The 18,442-nt window shown below is 34.6% G+C and carries 15 protein-coding genes and 1 pseudogene; 1 reads left to right on the top strand and 15 read right to left on the bottom strand.

The features are described 5' to 3' along the window. Nucleotides 1-7 precede the first annotated feature (7 nt). The 8 genes from MHH59_RS02870 to MHH59_RS02835 form a co-directional block, all read right to left on the bottom strand. The gene (locus MHH59_RS02870) at nucleotides 8-829 is read right to left on the bottom strand and encodes a carbohydrate ABC transporter permease (protein ID WP_002125118.1); all 822 of its coding nucleotides are present in this window, start codon (nucleotides 827-829) and stop codon (nucleotides 8-10) included. Continuing rightward, entirely contained in the window at nucleotides 826-1,758 is a 933-nt protein-coding gene (locus MHH59_RS02865; protein WP_078178080.1) for a carbohydrate ABC transporter permease, read from the bottom strand. The genes MHH59_RS02870 and MHH59_RS02865 overlap by 4 nt, the downstream gene beginning before the upstream one ends. Beyond that, nucleotides 1,758-2,855, bottom strand: coding sequence for an ABC transporter ATP-binding protein (locus MHH59_RS02860; protein WP_002169198.1), 1,098 nt, complete (start codon nucleotides 2,853-2,855; stop codon nucleotides 1,758-1,760). The genes MHH59_RS02865 and MHH59_RS02860 overlap by 1 nt, the downstream gene beginning before the upstream one ends. Then, the gene (locus MHH59_RS02855; RefSeq protein WP_340850802.1) at nucleotides 2,852-3,418 is read right to left on the bottom strand and encodes a glycerol-3-phosphate responsive antiterminator; all 567 of its coding nucleotides are present in this window, start codon (nucleotides 3,416-3,418) and stop codon (nucleotides 2,852-2,854) included. Before MHH59_RS02855 ends, MHH59_RS02860 begins: the two co-directional genes overlap by 4 nt. Nucleotides 3,419-3,725: 307 nt before the next feature. Next, nucleotides 3,726-4,406 carry a GNAT family N-acetyltransferase gene (locus MHH59_RS02850; RefSeq protein ID WP_002125110.1) on the bottom strand — a complete coding sequence of 227 codons (681 nt, stop codon included), beginning with the start codon at nucleotides 4,404-4,406 and terminating at the stop codon, nucleotides 3,726-3,728. A 170-nt stretch (nucleotides 4,407-4,576) separates the two neighbouring features. Further along, nucleotides 4,577-5,449: an ankyrin repeat domain-containing protein gene (locus tag MHH59_RS02845; protein ID WP_002125108.1), complete on the bottom strand. Its 873-nt coding sequence runs from the start codon at nucleotides 5,447-5,449 to the stop codon at nucleotides 4,577-4,579. A gap of 289 nt (nucleotides 5,450-5,738) precedes the next feature. Continuing rightward, nucleotides 5,739-6,242, bottom strand: a complete 504-nt coding sequence (locus MHH59_RS02840; RefSeq protein ID WP_002125106.1) for a nitrous oxide reductase accessory protein NosL — start codon at nucleotides 6,240-6,242, stop codon at nucleotides 5,739-5,741. Nucleotides 6,243-6,378: 136 nt separating this feature from the next. Continuing rightward, entirely contained in the window at nucleotides 6,379-6,633 is a 255-nt protein-coding gene (locus tag MHH59_RS02835) for a hypothetical protein (protein ID WP_002169200.1), read from the bottom strand. A gap of 255 nt (nucleotides 6,634-6,888) precedes the next feature. Between MHH59_RS02835 and MHH59_RS02830 the strand changes: the two genes are divergently transcribed. Then, nucleotides 6,889-8,193: a CitMHS family transporter gene (locus tag MHH59_RS02830; protein WP_078178081.1), complete on the top strand. Its 1,305-nt coding sequence runs from the start codon at nucleotides 6,889-6,891 to the stop codon at nucleotides 8,191-8,193. 66 nt (nucleotides 8,194-8,259) lie between these two features. Here MHH59_RS02830 and MHH59_RS02825 read toward each other — a convergent pair whose 3' ends face one another. The 7 genes and pseudogenes from MHH59_RS02825 to colA all read right to left on the bottom strand — a co-directional run bounded on the left by MHH59_RS02825 (nucleotide 8,260) and on the right by colA (nucleotide 18,240). Continuing rightward, the gene (locus MHH59_RS02825) at nucleotides 8,260-8,952 is read right to left on the bottom strand and encodes a response regulator (protein ID WP_002169202.1); all 693 of its coding nucleotides are present in this window, start codon (nucleotides 8,950-8,952) and stop codon (nucleotides 8,260-8,262) included. Then, nucleotides 8,952-10,562, bottom strand: coding sequence for an ATP-binding protein (locus MHH59_RS02820; RefSeq protein ID WP_003187227.1), 1,611 nt, complete (start codon nucleotides 10,560-10,562; stop codon nucleotides 8,952-8,954). Before MHH59_RS02820 ends, MHH59_RS02825 begins: the two co-directional genes overlap by 1 nt. 162 nt (nucleotides 10,563-10,724) lie before the next feature. After that, entirely contained in the window at nucleotides 10,725-11,585 is an 861-nt protein-coding gene (locus MHH59_RS30780) for a methyl-accepting chemotaxis protein (RefSeq protein WP_445290622.1), read from the bottom strand. Between the two features lie 81 nt (nucleotides 11,586-11,666). Beyond that, nucleotides 11,667-12,701, bottom strand: a pseudogene (locus tag MHH59_RS30775) (HAMP domain-containing protein); the annotation flags it as partial. A 260-nt stretch (nucleotides 12,702-12,961) separates the two neighbouring features. After that, a complete protein-coding gene (locus MHH59_RS02810; protein ID WP_002169205.1) occupies nucleotides 12,962-14,536 on the bottom strand; it encodes a flotillin family protein in 1,575 nt (524 codons plus the stop codon). A 12-nt stretch (nucleotides 14,537-14,548) separates the two neighbouring features. After that, nucleotides 14,549-15,097 carry an NfeD family protein gene (locus MHH59_RS02805; protein WP_078178083.1) on the bottom strand — a complete coding sequence of 183 codons (549 nt, stop codon included), beginning with the start codon at nucleotides 15,095-15,097 and terminating at the stop codon, nucleotides 14,549-14,551. Nucleotides 15,098-15,342: 245 nt separating this feature from the next. Next, nucleotides 15,343-18,240: a collagenase ColA gene (gene colA, locus MHH59_RS02800; RefSeq protein WP_201055479.1), complete on the bottom strand. Its 2,898-nt coding sequence runs from the start codon at nucleotides 18,238-18,240 to the stop codon at nucleotides 15,343-15,345. Nucleotides 18,241-18,442: the final 202 nt, after the last annotated feature.

Raw genomic sequence — 18,442 nt, 5'->3', positions numbered from 1 at the left:
TGTATGCTTATTTAATTGCACCTTTTGTTAATCCTTTTTGTAATTGCTTTTGCCCTAAAAATAGTAAAATCAACGTTGGAATGACGATAACCGTAACACCGGCCATTACACTGCCCCAATCAGTTGCAACTTCTTGAGATTGAAGCTGCTTTACACCAATTTGAACCGTTCTTACTTTTTCATCAGTGGTTACTAAGAGCGGCCACAAATACATATTCCACGTTGTTAAAAAGCTATATACTCCAAGCGTAATAAAACTCGTTTTACAATACGGAATTACAACACTGAATAAAAACCTTACATTTCCAATCCCTTCAATAAAAGCAGCTTCTTTCAGTTCATTCGGAAGTGTCATAAAATGTTGACGTAGTAAGAAAATACCGAAAGCTGTTGCAAAAAACGGCACCGTCATCCCAGCAAAACTATTAATCCATCCGAAGTTTTGAATCGTTAAAAAGTTCGGTACCATCGTTGCTTCCCACGGAATAAGCATTGTTGAAATAAACAAGAAGAAAATTAAGTTTCTACCTTTAAACTGAAGAAAAACAAAAGCATAAGCTGCTAAACTGGATACGATAAGTTGTCCAAGCATAACAACTGTCGATACAATTAAACTGTTATATAAGTATGTAAAAAGAGGTACTTTTTGAAAAATATTAATGAAATTATCAAAAGTAAATTGAGTTGGAAATAACCTTCTCATTTGAATATCGTCTGGTGTCATAAAGCTTATTAAAAACGCATACAGTACAGGAAAAAACACCATTACTGCACTAATAATGAGCAGCATGTATAATAGGAAATTTTGTTTCCACTGTTTAACGATCATTTATAATGCACCTTTCTCTCAGCAAACTTAAATTGAATCAATGTAGCAATAAAAATGAAAATAAATAATACCATCGCTTGTGCACTTGCTGTTCCAAATTGATGATTTACAAATGCCTCTTTATAAATCGAGTACACAATTAAATTCGTTGCATCATTCGGTCCACCGTGCGTTAAAATATCAATTTGTCCAAAGCTTTGGAATGCACTAATTAACGTTACTGTCACGATAAAAAATAAAGTTGGTGATAGCATCGGTAATGTGACGCGGCGAAGCTTATGTAAATAACTAGCACCATCTATAGATGCACTCTCATATAAAGACGTATCAATATTTTGTAAACCACCTAATATAACTAAAAATGCAAATCCTGTATTCACCCAAACCGTTGTAACCGATACAGAAAACATTGCCCAGTCCGGACTCGTTAACCATGCGATTGCCGGAAGATTCATAGAGGCTAATATATTATTAAATAACCCTACACTTGGATGAAATAAAAATAGCCAAATCACTGCACTAGCAGCTACTGATATTCCCATCGTTGAAGAAAACAGTACTCGGAATAACCCGATCCCTCTTACTTTTTCATTTGCAATTAATGCAAGAAATAAGGCGAATACAATACTAGTAGGCACTGTATATAAAACAAATAATAAAGTTGACTTTATACTTTTATAGAAAGCAGGATCCGAAAATAAATATTGATAATTTTCTAAGCCAACGAAAAGATTAGCTTCTCCGTGTATATCTGTTAAGTAAAAGCTATAGTAGATCGTCCTAAACAATGGATAGAAAAGAAAAATTGAAAATAACAAAATAGATGGCGCCAAAAACAATAATCCTATTCTTAAATCTTTCGTTCTGCCCCATAAACTCTTCTTTTTTGACACTGTTGTTTGAACTGGTAACTTACCTACTTCAATCATTATTTCGCCACCACTTTCAACTCTTCTTCAGCCACCACTTTTAATCGTTCATTCGTATTTTGGTGAAAGAAGCATAGTTTTTCTTGCGAGAATAATAATTTTACTTTGTCACCTTTGTTCAGGAGTAACTGTCCGATGACTTTCGCACTCCAAGTTGTTCCATTTACCGCAAAGTTTAATATAGATTCATTCCCTAATACTTCTACAGATTGCAGCGTAACTTCTTGTCCTTCCTCAGACAATGCAATATGCTCAGGACGCATGCCGATTCGAATTATTCCTTCTGGTAATTGCTTTAACTGTCCAATAGATAATGGAATTTGCAATTGCCCTATATGTAATATGCCTTTTTCTTTATCCACTTCCCCATCATTTATATTCATAGAAGGAGAACCTATAAAACTTGCAACAAATTCGTTTGCTGGTTCGTTATATATATCAAGCGGTGTTCCAACTTGTTGTATACTTCCTTTATTTAAAACCATAATACGATCTCCCATAGTCATTGCTTCTATTTGATCGTGAGTAACGTAAATCATCGTAATTCCTAATCGTTGCTGAATTTCTCTAATTTCAATCCTCATCTGTGCACGTAATTTCGCATCTAAATTCGAAAGTGGTTCATCCATTAAACAAATCGGTGCTTGACTGACGATGGCCCTAGCAAGTGCAACACGCTGTCTTTGTCCACCTGATAGTTGCCCAGGCTTCATTTTGACATATTCCTTCAACCCTACCATCTCAACAGCTTCCATCAATCGTTTTTGTCGTTCTTCTTTCTGTACTTTTCTTACCTTAAGTCCAAATAAAATATTTTCTTCTACAGATAAATGTGGGTATAGCGCATAATTTTGAAATACCATTGATAGATTACGATCTTTTGGCTCTAAATCATTTGCAACATGTTCATTAATAATTAAATCTCCCGAAGAAATTTCTTCTAAACCAGCCAGCATTCGTAATAATGTACTTTTTCCACATCCCGAAGGTCCAACTAAAACAAAAAATTCTCCTCTTTTAATATGAACTGATACGTCTTTAACTGCTGTCTCTTCCGCATTTTTATATACCTTTGAAACATTTTTCAATTCAATCACAAGGTTGCACTCCTTTTTTCTTTTTGTATCCACACTTCATAATGACTCGTTGAAATTGCACTTGCTCCTGCACGAATTGCGATTTCTGCATCCTCTCGCGTTTGAATCAGCCCACCTGCAATAATAGGGAATTTTATTTCCTCCGCTAGCTGTTTAATAATAGAAGGCATAATGCCAGGCATAATCTCTACTGCATTCGGTTTAGTCGTTTTACAATTTTCAATTGATTTTGTAAGAGATAAAGTATCAACAATAAAAATGCGTTGAATCGTTTTCAATCCAATTTTATTGGCATTTCGAATTGTCGATCCCTTTGTCGAAATAATACCTTGTGCTCCGATAACATCTTGAATATATAAAAGTGCTTCCTCTGTGTTCGTATTTAAGCCTTGTATAAAATCACAATGAAGAAATACATCGTGTCCATGTTTCTGTAGTTCATATACACGCTCTGGTAACTCCAGCATTGAACCAGTCATAAGAAAAACTGTTTCCGGTAATTTTTTGTATGTTTTGTACCCTTCCCAATCCTTTATCATCGCAATATAAGGTTCTTTAAACATTTATTCCACCTAGCTTTTCTATTTTTATCCAAACTAAAAACACCTACTTACATAGAACACCTTTCTCCTTATTTGAACTCTAGGGAATAGAGCACACTTAAGAAAGCGACACGTTATATGTAAGCGGGTGTTCTCAAATGTTCTCTACCCTAGTTATTTTGTTACCTTTACTATATTACGCATTTATTAAGTCAGTTTTGATAAATTGTTAATTAGATGTTAATCGAATGTTAATATTCACCATATTACTTTTACAATAATCTAGATATACGAATAAATCCCAACAGAACACAACAATGTTTAAAATTCAATCAATATGTAAATTCATTCCATAGTTAATGAGTTTTAGTTTTCTCGCCACTGCTTGCGAAGCAAAGTTATCCCAAGAAGTACTATAAAGCGGAATGCGCTTTTCCTCTTGTATTGATAGTGCCCAGGCTGTAACGACATCAGCACCATATCCATTCCCTTGAAACTCCACTAAAGTTTCCACACTTGCCTCAGCAGCTACGGGCGTACTTCTGGCACTGCAACATATAGAAACTACCTTTTCATTTTTTACAATTGCAAAATAAGGTCGCCTCCATTCCATCTGTTCTATTAGATTAGAAAAATTTTCTCGCAAAAGCTCTTTATTCTTCTCTGTTATTTGTATTGTTCTAGTTGGCTTATGTAAATTATTAGGAAACATGAAAGCAGGACCCACCCAAATATTCTCCACCGTTCTCTCTTCATTTAATACTTTAATGATCTTTGCTATCTCAATGTGATTTGAGCATTCTCGAATTAATTTCTCAATCTTACTTATCATTTCACCATGCAGTTTATAATGATACCTCGTTATATTGCCTTCACGAGTTCTGCTAAGAAAAAAACGTGGTGCTTTCAGATTTCCATTTTCATTTACACACTTTATTCTTCCTACTTGATTATGAACAAATAAAACTTCTGCCTGAATTGCTATTAACTCAAGTTCTGAAAATCGCATTTATACCCTCCTTAATTACTATTTGTAGCCTTCTCGATATAGCATCCATCCATTTTTTCAAAACAAAAATCCCATTTAAATACACATTACTGAATCCATCATACTAAAATGACTTCTTCATTCTGTCTATCTAAATGGGATTATTTCGTGCTTTTTATTTCTTCAGCTTGTTATTCCGCCAGTTGTGGTTGCGGCTGTACTACTTCATTCGCTCCAGCTATCCTCAACATATTCGCAATATCTTTAAAACCTCTTTTTTCAGCATATTGCAGCGGCGTAATATTTTCCTTATTGGCCATATTTACATCTGCCCCGTGGTCAATAAGCATTTGAATTACTTTCTTATGACTTTCACTACCATTTCCTAATACAATTACTTCTAATAAAGCTGTTCCACCACGTTCATTCTTATAATTCACATCAATATCTGTATGCTCTAATAATTCTTTAACAACCTCTACATGGCCACGCTCAGATGCAGAAATAAGTGCTGTTCCACCTGACTTAGTCGTTTCCTTCGTATTAACTCCTGCATTAATTAATACTTTTACAATATCCGTATATCCTTCTCTACTTGCATAAAGAAATGGATTACTTTGTTTTTCGTCTTGAATTTCAATATCAGCACCCGCATCAATTAATGCTTTAACTGTCTCTACATGATTTTGATACGTCGCTGCAAGGACAGGCGTTTCTCCGTTGTCACCTTCTACATTGATATTCGCTCCATCTTGGATCAGCTTCATAGCTGTTTCTGTGTCTCCAAGCGTCGCAGAAAGTAGCAACTGTTTGTCCATTAAATTTATACTTTTTTCTTCTTTAGATTCTTCCTGTTCTTTATGCTTTTCTTTTTTCTTTTCGTTTTTCACATGAACCGGTTTTGATTCTGGCTCCTCTTGCTTATCGCAAGCCACTACCGTCATTAAAAGTCCTAATAACATACATAATAAAATTTTTTGTTTTCTCACAACTACAGCTCCTATGAAAGATAATGTTTTCTTAACCATTCCTCCATCACATACAATAACTCTTCTTGAGTACATTTATCCATAAGCCCTTTAGATTCCTTCTTTAATCGGATTATCTTAAACTTATACTATGTTTCTCAACCTATTGGAATGATACGCCTGATGGCCTCATCATTAACATTATGAAGCAATTAGTTTAGCACGTTTTTACCGCATTTGTATATATTTCTAAAAAGTACATAAATGATTGCTTTAGGTTACTATATTCCATTGTAACCGTTCTTCTAAAATTTTTACACCTTTTCTATATTTGCACCTGAGTAATAATAGAAAAAGACAACTATATAGTTGTCTTTTTCTATTATTAATGATGCCCACCGTGATTCCCTGTTTTCGGTTTTCCCATCATCTCTTTATTCATTTCCCATTTATGCTCTGATAGCTCTTTATACGAAAGAACTTTCCCCTTATAGTTAGATACAAAACTCTCTGCATCTTTTTTATTTTTAAATGAAATGACATTATAAGCCATCGGTGTCGTTATTGTTTTATCATATACGTAAGTAGCATCTTCTAACGAAACCCAATCTTTCGAATCATAATCTCGAACAAATTTTTCTTTCGTCTTTTCACCTGAATTGATCTCCATCCATTTATACATGCAGCCAATATCATCAAATTTTAATGCTTTTCCACTCTCCAAAATAATTTCTGTTGTGAATTGATTATCCATTACCCCTATTTGACAAATATCACACTTATCGTTTTTCTCATCAACTGCAACAACTTCTATTTCCTTTTTTCCACACCCTACTATTGTAAATACGAAACATAAACATATAACAAGTACGACATATTTTATCCTCATCAATATTCCTCCCTAAAAACCGTTTACTCCACGAAAAGAATATCAAAAGGTTGTGTGAGATTTGTGAAAAAACAATGTTTTTTTTGTAATATATGGAACAAAAAAGAGATGTGCAGTTACTTCTACACATCTCTCATCATTCACAACCAGTAATTAATAAATCATCTTCTAACTTAACTAATAATGTGTCCGCATCAATGTTCTGTCCAACTTCTACATTTACTAATCTTATATTTCCACTGATGCCTACTGCGATTTTTTCAATCTCACCGTCATTTTTTCGGATCATCATTAATTTCTCCCATTCATATACGTAAGAGGATTCATTAATACAAATCTCTTCTACTATTCCTGTACATGAACTATAAATCTCTTCTATTCTTGTTTCCATTCAAAATCTACTCCCTACTTCACGCGCTTCTCTTTTTCACCTTATTCTACCATTCTTGTACGAAGGCATTTATCTTTTTAAAAATTCAAAATTACCTCGTGAACAAAATGATCAAAATAAAGATTATGCTTCTAATGATGTTATTTTCTTAATTATTTACCATTCGAATTGAACCTTTTATTATAAATAAAAAACCTTTTATCTGAATTTTCGTTTTATATTGAAAGCGCAATCATTTTTTGAGGGGGAGATTACATGGTAGCATTACTTGGATTTGCAATGGTATTCGTCTTTATGTTTTTGATTATGACTAAACGTATGTCAGCCTTAGTAGCATTAATATTAATTCCAATTACTTTCGCATTAATTGGTGGCTTTTATGCCAATATGGGCCCGATGATGTTAGAAGGAATTCAAAAGCTAGCACCTACTGGTATTATGCTTATGTTCGCCATTTTATATTTCGGAATTATGATTGATAGCGGTTTATTCGATCCTGTTATTAGTAAAATTTTAAAATTTGTAAAAGGTGATCCTTTAAAAATTGTTGTTGGTACAGCTATTCTTACTATTATCGTTTCATTAGATGGTGACGGAACAACAACATATATGATTACAGTTTCCGCAATGTATCCACTATATAAACGTCTTGGAATGAATCCACTTATATTAGCTGGGGTTGTTATGTTAGGAGCAGGTGTGACAAATCTTACACCTTGGGGTGGACCAACTGCTCGGGTTATGAGTGCTCTTGGACTTGATGCCTCAGAACTCTTCACACCACTTATACCAGGAATGATTGCTGGTGCAATTTGGGTAGTTTTCGTTGCCTATTATCTTGGAAAAAAAGAAAGAAAACGTTTAGGAATTATGGATGTACAATATTTAAAACAAATGCAAACAATGGATGAGCAAGCTGCAACAGTAGAAGCTGCCGTGCATAAACGCCCTAAACTTCTATGGATTAACTTTTTATTGACCGCTACATTACTTGTCTGTCTCATACTAGAAATTATGCCGCTACCTGTTCTATTTACAGTCGCTTTTGCTATTGCCGTTATGATTAACTATCCAAACTTAGAGCAACAGAAAGAACGTATTGCTTCTCATGCTGGAAACGTATTAGCGGTTGTTTCTCTCGTCTTTGCTGCTGGAATTTTCACAGGTATTCTATCTGGAACAAAAATGGTAGATGCGATGGCTCAAAGTGTTGTTACTCTTATACCAGATGCACTTGGCCCACAGCTTCCAATTATTACAGCTTTACTAAGTATGCCGTTCACATTTTTCATGTCTAATGATGCTTTTTACTTCGGCGTATTACCTATTTTAACGAAAGCTGCTGCCGCTTACGGAATTAGTGCCGCAGAAATGGGACGTGCTTCGTTACTCGGTCAACCTGTTCACTTACTGAGTCCCCTCGTTGCTTCCACTTATTTATTAGTCGGAATGGCCAAGGTTGATTTTGGTGAACACCAACGATTTACTTTACTTTGGGCTGTTGGAACAACAATGGTTATGTTGATTACTGGAATTGTAATTGGAATTATTCCAATATAAGATGCAACTAGGAAAAACAGTAGAGGAAATGTAATCCTCTACTGTTTTTATTGTTGTGAAAGTCCCCTATGAAGAAACGCGGAAATACCTTCTTTCTGGTCTCCCCACACTTCCATATATAAGCTCCGCATGCACTTTCTTTCCAGAGATCAAATACTCTAAATAGCGCCTCGCAGTTGATCGGCTTACACCTACCATTGAACTTAGCATCTCTGCAGTAATTCCCTCCTCATTAACAGCTAACATATGCTTTTTTATTTTTGCTAACGTTAAAGGATCGATTCCTTTTGGCGCATATTCTATTGGATTTGCCTGCACCCCTCTTTGGGACCATAGATGTTCAATCTGTTCTGAAGATAATTGAGCATTTTTCTTTAACTTCGTAATCTTCTTTTGATAACCTTCTAAACTTGTTTTAAACCGATCAAATGTAAGTGGCTTTACAATATAATCTGTTACCCCGCCTCGTAAAGCATGCCACACTACATCCGTCTCTGATGCGGCTGTAATCATAATAATATCTGTATCATGCAAATTATGCCTAATATATGTGACGAGTTCTGTCCCTTGCATGTCAGGTAAATATACATCTAATAAAACGAGTTGTGGCTTTACAAACTCTAGCCATTCTTTCGCCTGTTCCCCAGTCGTTGCTGTTCCAATTACTTTAAACCCCTCAATTTTTTCAGTAAAACGACGATGAATTTCCGCAATCCGAATATCATCTTCTACAATCAATACTTCAATCCCCTCATTCATTACAATTCGCCTCTCTCTTTCGGTAATGCAATGATAAATAAAGCACCACCTAAATCCCCTTTTTCAATCGCAATACTTCCATTTAAATCTTCCACTAACTCTTTCACTTTCGCTAATCCATATCCACGTTTTTCGCCCGCCTTCGTCGAAAAACCTTTATAGAATATGCTTGTAATTATTTCATCATGAACACCTTGTCCTGAATCTTCCACTTCAATTAATATTTCTTCGCCAATGTCTGTTACAAACATTCTTACTTTCTTATTATGCTCGTGATTTCTTTCAATTGCTTCAAATGCATTCGTAATCAAGTTCCCTAAAATAGAAACAACGTAATTACTCTCAATATGCGGACTTAACTCTTCTAAACTACTTTCCCGATCTAACATAAAATCAATCTTCAACTCTCGCGCCCTATTATAAAATCCAATTAAAATCCCACCTAACCATGGATTTTGAATTCGTTTCATAATAAATTGAACGAACTCTTGATATACTGCCGTTTCCTTATGAATAAGCTCTAAAGCATCTTCATAAGACTCTAATTGAATAAGACCTGAAAGCGTATACAATAAATTGTTATATTCGTGTGTTTGCGCCCGTAATGCCTCTGTATATTGCCGTGTTTGAGATAATTCCGCTGTTAATTGATCCATCTCAGATTTCAAGCGCAAGCTGGATACTACACCAGTTACTTTATTATTAACTTTAATAGGTAGGCGATTGGCAATAACATCCTGCCCCTTTATATTTAATTGGCGATCAAATTGTTCTTCTCCAGTTTGAAGTACATCCAGTATCGATGAATTAGGAATAACATCTAAAATAAATTTCCCTATTATATTTTGTTGTTTATCTAAAGAAAGGATATCGTATGCCGCTTGATTTACTAAACTAACCATACCATTTTTATCGATTACTACAATTCCTTCACGTACAGATTGAATAACTGTACTATGCTCCTCGTATAAAGATGAAATTTCTTCTGGCTCCATTCCAAACATCATCCGCTTAATACTTTTAGCTAAATATACAGAGCCAATTATCCCAATTAACAGACCTGTTATTGTAATCCAAAACACACGCTTTCCATACACTTCTATCGCTCCATGAATATCATCCATTGAAAAACCGACAGATACTACACCAATAATTTCATTATCCTGATTACGAATCGGGACTTTTCCGCGTAGTGAAGGCCCTAATGATCCCGTTGCTTTCGAAACATAAGATTCCCCTTCTAATAGAACCCCTTCATTATCTCCGCCAACCATTCTCTCTCCTATTTTATCTCGCTTAGGATGCGCATAACGAATACCATCTTTATTTCCAACTACAATAAAATCAGCATCTGTTTCGATTCGAATTTTTTCTGCAATTGGCTGAATAATAGAAGCTGGATTTTCTTTTTGAAAAGCTTCCCCGATTTCCGGTATAGCAGCAACTGTTTTCGCAACATACAGCGCTCTTTTTCCGATTTGGTCTTCTACTGTTTCAGATAATATGTAGTAAAATAAATAACTCGTTAACAGCAGTACAACAAGAATAAGTGTACTAATAGTTAATGTAATTCTCGGTTGCAGTTTCAATTTCTTCAATTTCAAAATCATTCCCCTAACATCAATGAAGATAGAATTTAAAGAAAATACAGTCTTTTGTTTTCGTATTTAATCATAACACGATTACTATATATTTCTTCACTTTATCTCATTACCGTTGCCATAAAAAAGAAACGAAGTAAAATGATTACCTCGTTTCTTAACACTTGCCTCTTATACTTTAAACTTGCCAATCATCCCTTGTAATTCTTCCGCCATTTGCGATAGATGAACTGCTGCTGCATTTATTTCATCTACTGAAGCTAATTGCTCTTCAGAAGAGCCCGCGATATTTTGGACGCTTGCTGCGTTTTCTTCAATCGTTGCTGCAATTTCATTAATAGATGCACTTACTTGTTTTGCATCTACCGTCATTTGCTTCGCTACTTCTACCATACTATCAATTTGTACTACTGTATCATTTGTAGATTTCAATATTTCTACAAAGCTTTTCTTCGTTTCATTTGCAACTACAAGCCCTGATTGTACCTCTGTCCCAACTTGATTCATAGAGCTTACTGTTTCTTTTATATCAAATTGTATCTCTTTCACTAGCTTATCAATTTCCGTAGAAGATTGTCCCGATTGTTCTGCTAATTTCCGTACTTCATTGGCTACAATTGCAAAACCTCTTCCTTGTTCCCCAGCTCTTGCAGCCTCAATTGCAGCATTTAATGCTAATAAGTTTGTCTGCTCTGCAATATGTTGAATCACTTCAAGGATTGCTCCAATTTGTTTCGACTTATCATCTAATAAAACAATGACTTTATCTGACTTTGAAACAGACTCATGAATTAATTGCATTTGATTCACAGTTTGCTCAACTAACTTTCCACCATCTTCAGCTTTTTTCTTCGTATACATAGAGGCTGTAGATACTAATGAAGAACTATCTGCAACACGCTGAACTCCTTCTGTAACTTCTTCTAATAATGTTGCTCCTTCTTCAACTTCTCTCGTTTGTATTTCAGCCCCACTCGATACTTGCTCTATCGCCTGTGTAATTTGTTCCGTCGCTTCACTTGTCTGCTTCATGCTAGCTGTTAATTCTTCTGAAGATGCTGCTACATGACTTGCTGAAATATTTATATTTGAAATGACATTATGTAATGATAATGCCATCTCATTAAAGCTTTCTCCTAACTGCCCAATTTCATCTTTAGAATGAACTGTAATTGATTCTGTTAAATCACCTTCACTAATTTTTTTCGATGATATTACAAGTTGTTTTAACGGTTTAATAATAGAAGCAATTATAAAGTAAATTAAAACCCCGCCGATCATTAATGAAATACCAATAACAGTTATCGTTTTATAGAAAATAGGCTCCGCCGCTTGAATAATTTCTTTTGAAGGCATAATTCCTGCTATTTTCCATCCAGTTTTCTTACTCGTTTTAAAAGTAATATTACGATCTTCACCATCTAATGAATAATGAAAATCACCAGCTTCCTGTTTATAAAATTCCTTACTAAGTTTCTCTTCTAATTTCTCTCCTGGCTTCAGTGTCGGGTGTGCGACTACATTTTTATCTTGATCAAATATCGCTACATACCCTTCCTTACCGATATTAACCATCTTAGAAGTAGTTACAATATCATTGATAATTAAATCAATCCCGAGAACACCACTTTTATCTTCGTTTTGTTTTGCTAGTGTAATAACAATATTCCCTGTCGTTTTTGACTTATATGGAGCAGTTACAATCACTTCTCCGCTTTTTTTCACTGCCTCTTTATACCAATCTCTTTCTGTAGGATTATATCCTTCGGGCATTTGAATAGCTGGTGATTGAATAAATTGTCCATTACTAGATCCTGTATAGATCGCTTCCATTTCTGGATGTAATTTATTATATTCTTCTAGTTTATTTTGGATGTTTTGAATTTGATCCGCTTGGTAACTTGATTGTGTAAATAATTTCGTAAAATAAGTTGCATCTACTTTTTTACTATCCAATTCCTTATTAATTACATTATCCAAAATTTTTATATTATCTTTCGCCGATTTTAAAATCGTTTCATTAAAATTTGTTTTCGCCTGCTGATAAGACGTCCAACCAATTACAATACTTGGAAGAATTAAAATAATAATAAATGACACAAGTAACTTTGTTTTTAAACTACTACTCCTTAATTTCCTTTGAAACATATTCCTACCCCTTCATACCGTTTTACATGCAATAACTTACGATTAATCTATTTATAAAAATTATAAGATATAAATACGTTAATGAGACTCTTTATTTCTCCTTTACTCATCTTTCTAAATTTAAAAGATTATTGCATACATACTTCATTCTATAAAAATTTAATAATTAAAACAATGTATAAAAATGTATATTATTCGAAATATTATAATTCACAGAAGAACCTCTAGTATCCCACTTACTAGAGGTTCTTTCCATCTTACTATTCTTTAGTTTTTTCTACTTCTTTTTCCTTATCTTCTACTACAGATACAACAGGTTTATCATTTGCTAATTGTTGTACTGCCCCTTTTCCTGCAAACCCTTCTAATAACTCTTTTAAATCAATACCAGAAGAAGCTTTTAGTGTTTCCTGCATTGTTGCCATTAAATCAGTCGCATAGCCTGCAACCTTCCCCGCACCGCTATTCTTACCACCGCCGCCTGTATCAACAACTGTAATTTTATCAATATTGCTAAGTGGACTTGCAATTTCTTTCGCATAACTTGGAAGCATTTTTAGAACCATATCCATAATTGCCGCTTGCCCATATAATTCAAATGCTTCTGCAATTTTTTGTTTCGCTTCTGCTTCTGCTAAACCTTTTAACCTAATAACATCTGCTTCCGCTGTACCTTGCGCTTTTTGTACTTCCGCTTTCGCTTGACCTTGCGCTTTTTCAATTTCTGCTTTTGCTAAACCTTCTACACGTACTTCTTCTGCACGTGCTCTTGCTTCTGCTTCAATTTTATATTGATCCGCATCTGCTTTTTTCATTTGTTTTACTTTTTCCGCTTCGGCTGATTGTTCAACAGCATAGCGATCTGCATCTGCCTTTTTCTTTACTTCTGCATCGTATTGCTTTTCACGACGCGCAATCTCTTTTTCTTCTAACTCAATTTGCTTTTCACGCTCAATGATTTTAACTCGCATTTGCTCTTCTGTAACACCTTGTTGCGCTTTCGCTTGTTGTAATTCGTAAGAAAGATCTGCATCTGCACGAGCTTGTTCTTGGTCTCTCTTATAAGATTGTACTTTTAATTCCTTATGTTTTTCAGCTTCAGCGATTTGTGCATCACGCTGGTACTCTGCTTCTTTCGCTTCTTTCTCAGCACGAGCTTTTTCAATTCGTGCCTCTTTTTCACGCTCTGCATTCGCAACTGTTGCATCACGCTTAACCATTGCAATTTGCGGCTGACCAAGTGCATCTAAGTAGCCGTTTTTATCCATTATTTCTTTAATTGTAAAGGAAACGATACGAAGACCCATCTTCTTCAGATCAGTAGAAGCTACTTCATGTACCTTTTGTGCGAATTGCTCTCTATTACTATACGCATCTTCTACTGTCATAGAAGATAAAATAGCACGTAAATGCCCTTCTAAAACTTCTTTTGCTTCTATTTTCAACTCTTCTGTTTCTTTTCCTAAATATTGTTCAGCCGCTGTAGAAACTTCTTCAATTGTCGATCCTACTTTAATAATAGAAACACCGTTTACTGTAATCGGTACACCCTGCTTCGTATACGTATCACGTGTACCAACTTCTAATTTGTAGTTTAGTAAGCTAAGAGGTTCTCCCCTTTGCATAATTGGAACTACAAAAGTACCGCCACCGCGAATAATCTTAATCTTCTTTCCGTCATCAGTGATAACAACATTCTTTCCACCACCAAGCCAGTTCCCTGTCACAATTAATGCTTCATCTGGGCCAACTGTTCGATACTTCGTAATGAATACTAAAATAAGTAGAATTAAAATTGCGAGTAAAACTCCACCGATAATTAATGGAATCGTCATGTAAATTCCCCCTTATAATTTTGGTTTTTTTAAAGAATAAGCGATGTTCTGTACAAGTAAAACACCATCTTGAACTCCCTCAATAATGACCTCGGTTCCTTGTGAAATATCTTTCTTTCCAATTGTTTTCGCTGGTATTGCATTACTTCCAAATGGAGAGGAGATTAACACTTCTCCAAATCCTTCTGTAGGAATTGTCGTAATGACTTCTCCCTTGCGACCAATGAATTCATCCATACGTTGCACCGTATTTTGTTCTGCTTCTGCAATCGGTTTTAAAATTAATATTTTCATTATGAAAACACCGATAAAGGATATAGCAAATGAGCCACCAAAAATAATAATGCTATTAAAGGAAAATAAATATTCTCCTATATAACTAAATCCACATAACATTGCAAAAAAACTAAGTAATAAAGTTAAAATGGATACAGATCCTCCACCAAAGCTAAATATTGATTCAAATATATCTCCAAAGAAGATATAAATGACAGTAAGTATAGTTGCAATTATAAATCCGTATAAATAAATTGTTTCAAGTGGATAACCAAACAAGACCATTTCTTATCCCCCTTTCTTAAACAATCCCTTTTTTGTTATGTGTATGCCCCACCTCTTTCAAAAATCATTAATCTTAATTTTCAGTTATTTACTTTTTAAAGAAAAACCTATAGACAGGTCTCTAAAAAAGAACAGGAGAAACCTATTGTGACAGGCTCCTCCTAGTAAATAACCGATATATTGTATATCTATATAATATACTATTTTCCACAAAAAGTAAAGTTAAACATACATTGGAAAAGCACTTATTTTACTGATAATGCGTACGCTCCATCGCCATTATCATATTTATATACATACAAGTAATACTTACCTGGTTTTGCATTAAATTTTGCTTCTATATGATTTCCATTAGCTTGACCGTAAGCTGCGTAATTTTGCATATTTGATTCATGGTGAAGTACCCATGTCATCCCGATTCCATGCTCATTTAAAACAGAAATATCGATATCTTTCGCTGATGCCACATTAAATGTATAAACATCGGTGTGATCCCCGCCGATAAGGCTACCTTTTATAGTAGTATTTAGCCCGATACGATTTGCTTCTTCTGGACGATTATTTGGTTCTGATTCTGTTACACTTCCATCTTTAATTGTAACAGTTGTTTCGCTTCTACTCTCTTTTCCTTTATCATCTTTTACTACTAACGCTACTTTATAAGTTCCTTCTCTTTCATATGCATGTACTGGATTAACTTCTTTACTTGTTCTTCCATCCCCGAAGTCCCATAAATAAGAAACGATTTTTCCATCTTCATCGTTTGATCCATCACTTTTGAATTGAATTCCTTCTTTTACAAGCCCGTTATAAGGTCCGTTTACATTAACCGTCGGGGCTTTATTTTCTCCGTCATCTTTTGCGATACCGTGGAAAACTACATCATATTCAAATTGATTAGAGCTATTCACACGGTAATTGACGAAATATGCTGTAACCGTTTTGTAGCCACTCCATTCTTTTTGCGTCAATTGTTCTAAAGTCTCATTTACTCTTTTACTCATTGCTTTCCAGTCTTCTGACTCACCTTTTGTTACACTACCTGTAAACGTGCCTTCTAATGTAAATGTATTAAAGAATTGAGATGTATGCTTTGTCATTTTTGTATCTTTCATAGACAACGTTTCACTAATTTCTTTCTTCACTTCTGTTAATGCTTTTGGTGCATGTTCAGCTAAATAATCATCTGCTACTTCCGGCACATTGTACTTATCTTGATTATCAATTAACTGCTGCATATACTCTTGATACTCTTTATTTAACTTAGAATCTTTACTTAAAGTCTCACGATACGTATCATAATTTCCCACATCATTCGCACGAATTAAATCTTGAATTTTATCAAACGTTTCAAATTGATGAGTATATAAGTAAGACTGCAATGCGAACGAGTAGTTATAGAAATCCCAAGAACCATATTTAGCAAATAGTGTACGCTCTGCTGTATAACGGCTTGCAGGATCAGATGATAATCCACTAATGATGCTCTTTCTTGGTACAACGTTATTTGTACGAGTAGATCCTGCGAAAAATTCTGCATTCCCTTCTTGGAACCAAGTTAATCTTTCATTTTGATACATATCTCCTCTTCCAAATAAACCGGGAACTTCATATCTCCCTTGAAGATAATGAGTAAACTCATGACGGAATAACTCTTCTAAACTATAAATACTTTGCTCTGGCGTACGCTCATATGTAAAGAATGTCCCTGTCTCTTCAATATAAATTCCACCGTTGTTTGTTTCATATCCATACAATTGTCTATTTAACTGGTATTCGTCTGGAGTATTATAGATTACTATCGTTAATACGTCGTCTGCATTACCTTGTTCTAAAGCTTTGTCATTTCCGATCACACGGTGATATTGCGCTTTTACTTCCTTCGCAGCCCAATATAATCTCTTAATTTTTTCTTCTGACACTTTATCCCCAGTTTTAAATACAATAGATCCATCATCGAATGTATACGTTTTTGGTAAGTATTGCTCTTTTCCTTCTTTACGTATCTTCTCTAAATCTACCGTATTCCCGCTATAATCTTTCCCATTATAGTTTGTTGTAATTTGTTCTACTGCAACAAAATACGACTCACTTAAACGCGGGTACATATGCATTGCCTGTGTAACAACTTCTAATCCTTTATTTGGATTACTATGAAACTTACCTAAACGACTAGCAAAATAAATTCCATTATTAACGAGCCACTTATTTTCTGGTGTTACTTGATTTAAAAGAGCAATACGATTTATTTCATTAATAAACCCATCTACTTTTCCATACCACATCGTTTCATTCGCTTCTTTACGAGCCTCATTTAAGTAAGACTGTATATCATAATCAATGCCTTGCATCATATCGTATACAGCTTGTCCCTTCATACGATCGTCTACATATGCATTAAAATTATCATTATATTGTTTTAAAATATTCGATGCGTATTGCACCGTTTCAACATCACTTGATGCATTACTAATTAATTTTCCGTATGCAGATACGACTGTATCTTGCTCATTTGTTCCAAGCTTAAAGTTGGGATTTTTCGCAATAGCTTTTAACGCTGGTAAACATTTGTTCTGGAAGCTTCTTTCATTTAAGTCGCTTAATTCATTATTATAAAATGCAAGATAAAAAGCTGAACGTAACACTTCAGTAAACGTTTGAATTCCTTTTGAATCATCTTTCGTAAATGTACTACCTCTATGAGCTAATTCGTCTATAATTACTTGCATTTTTCCGTTATCTTTATAAAAGGCTTTTGCATCTTCATTAAACTGGAATAAGTCTGTAATTTGGTGCCACTTAATACTGCCTAACGTTTCAATTAATTCTTGATCATTCATTTTGTTTAAATCAGCCATTGAATAGCTTTCTTTAGCTTGCTTTACTGCCGAGTTCTTCGTAATAGATGCTGGTCGCTGTGAAAAATCTCCTACTTTTAAACGTTCTTGAAATGATAATGTTTCCTCGGCTTTAGAAGCGTGTCCGATCTCATCTACTGGTTTTTCAATTCCAACTGGTTTCGAATGCAATACATTATACGGTACCTTTTCTTCTGCTGATACATTCGTTTGAATTGCTCCGAGCGATAGCGCCATTGTACTAATACTAAGCAACACTTTATTGATCTTTGATTTCTTGTTCATATTATTGCCCCCTATTTATATATTCCATTCAAAAAATTAACATATTATCTGGATAAAATGATATAAAATGCAATATTTCATATTATTTCTTCATACATTTTGAACATATAGTGAACGAAAGGGACTTACAGTTTCCGCTACAGTTGCTCCATTATTTAAGCAATCGAAACATCCTCGTATTAATATCCTTCCCCTATTCAAA

The sequence above is a fragment of the Bacillus sp. FSL E2-0195 genome, from assembly GCF_038003645.1.
GTDB lineage: Bacteria > Bacillota > Bacilli > Bacillales > Bacillaceae_G > Bacillus_A > Bacillus_A mycoides.
This window is presented reverse-complemented; position numbering and strand designations above follow the sequence as displayed.

Coding starts and splice junctions, on each gene's coding strand:
- MHH59_RS02870 (WP_002125118.1), bottom strand. CDS start 829: ATGATCGTTAAACAGTGGAAACAAAATTTCCTATTATACATGCTGCTC.
- MHH59_RS02865 (WP_078178080.1), bottom strand. CDS start 1,758: ATGATTGAAGTAGGTAAGTTACCAGTTCAAACAACAGTGTCAAAAAAG.
- MHH59_RS02855 (WP_340850802.1), bottom strand. CDS start 3,418: ATGTTTAAAGAACCTTATATTGCGATGATAAAGGATTGGGAAGGGTAC.
- MHH59_RS02850 (WP_002125110.1), bottom strand. CDS start 4,406: ATGCGATTTTCAGAACTTGAGTTAATAGCAATTCAGGCAGAAGTTTTA.
- MHH59_RS02845 (WP_002125108.1), bottom strand. CDS start 5,449: ATGTACTCAAGAAGAGTTATTGTATGTGATGGAGGAATGGTTAAGAAA.
- MHH59_RS02840 (WP_002125106.1), bottom strand. CDS start 6,242: ATGAGGATAAAATATGTCGTACTTGTTATATGTTTATGTTTCGTATTT.
- MHH59_RS02835 (WP_002169200.1), bottom strand. CDS start 6,633: ATGGAAACAAGAATAGAAGAGATTTATAGTTCATGTACAGGAATAGTA.
- MHH59_RS02830 (WP_078178081.1), top strand. CDS start 6,889: ATGGTAGCATTACTTGGATTTGCAATGGTATTCGTCTTTATGTTTTTG.
- MHH59_RS02825 (WP_002169202.1), bottom strand. CDS start 8,952: ATGAATGAGGGGATTGAAGTATTGATTGTAGAAGATGATATTCGGATT.
- MHH59_RS02820 (WP_003187227.1), bottom strand. CDS start 10,562: ATGATTTTGAAATTGAAGAAATTGAAACTGCAACCGAGAATTACATTA.
- MHH59_RS30780 (WP_445290622.1), bottom strand. CDS start 11,585: ATGAAGCAGACAAGTGAAGCGACGGAACAAATTACACAGGCGATAGAG.
- MHH59_RS02810 (WP_002169205.1), bottom strand. CDS start 14,536: ATGACGATTCCATTAATTATCGGTGGAGTTTTACTCGCAATTTTAATT.
- MHH59_RS02805 (WP_078178083.1), bottom strand. CDS start 15,097: ATGGTCTTGTTTGGTTATCCACTTGAAACAATTTATTTATACGGATTT.
- colA (WP_201055479.1), bottom strand. CDS start 18,240: ATGAACAAGAAATCAAAGATCAATAAAGTGTTGCTTAGTATTAGTACA.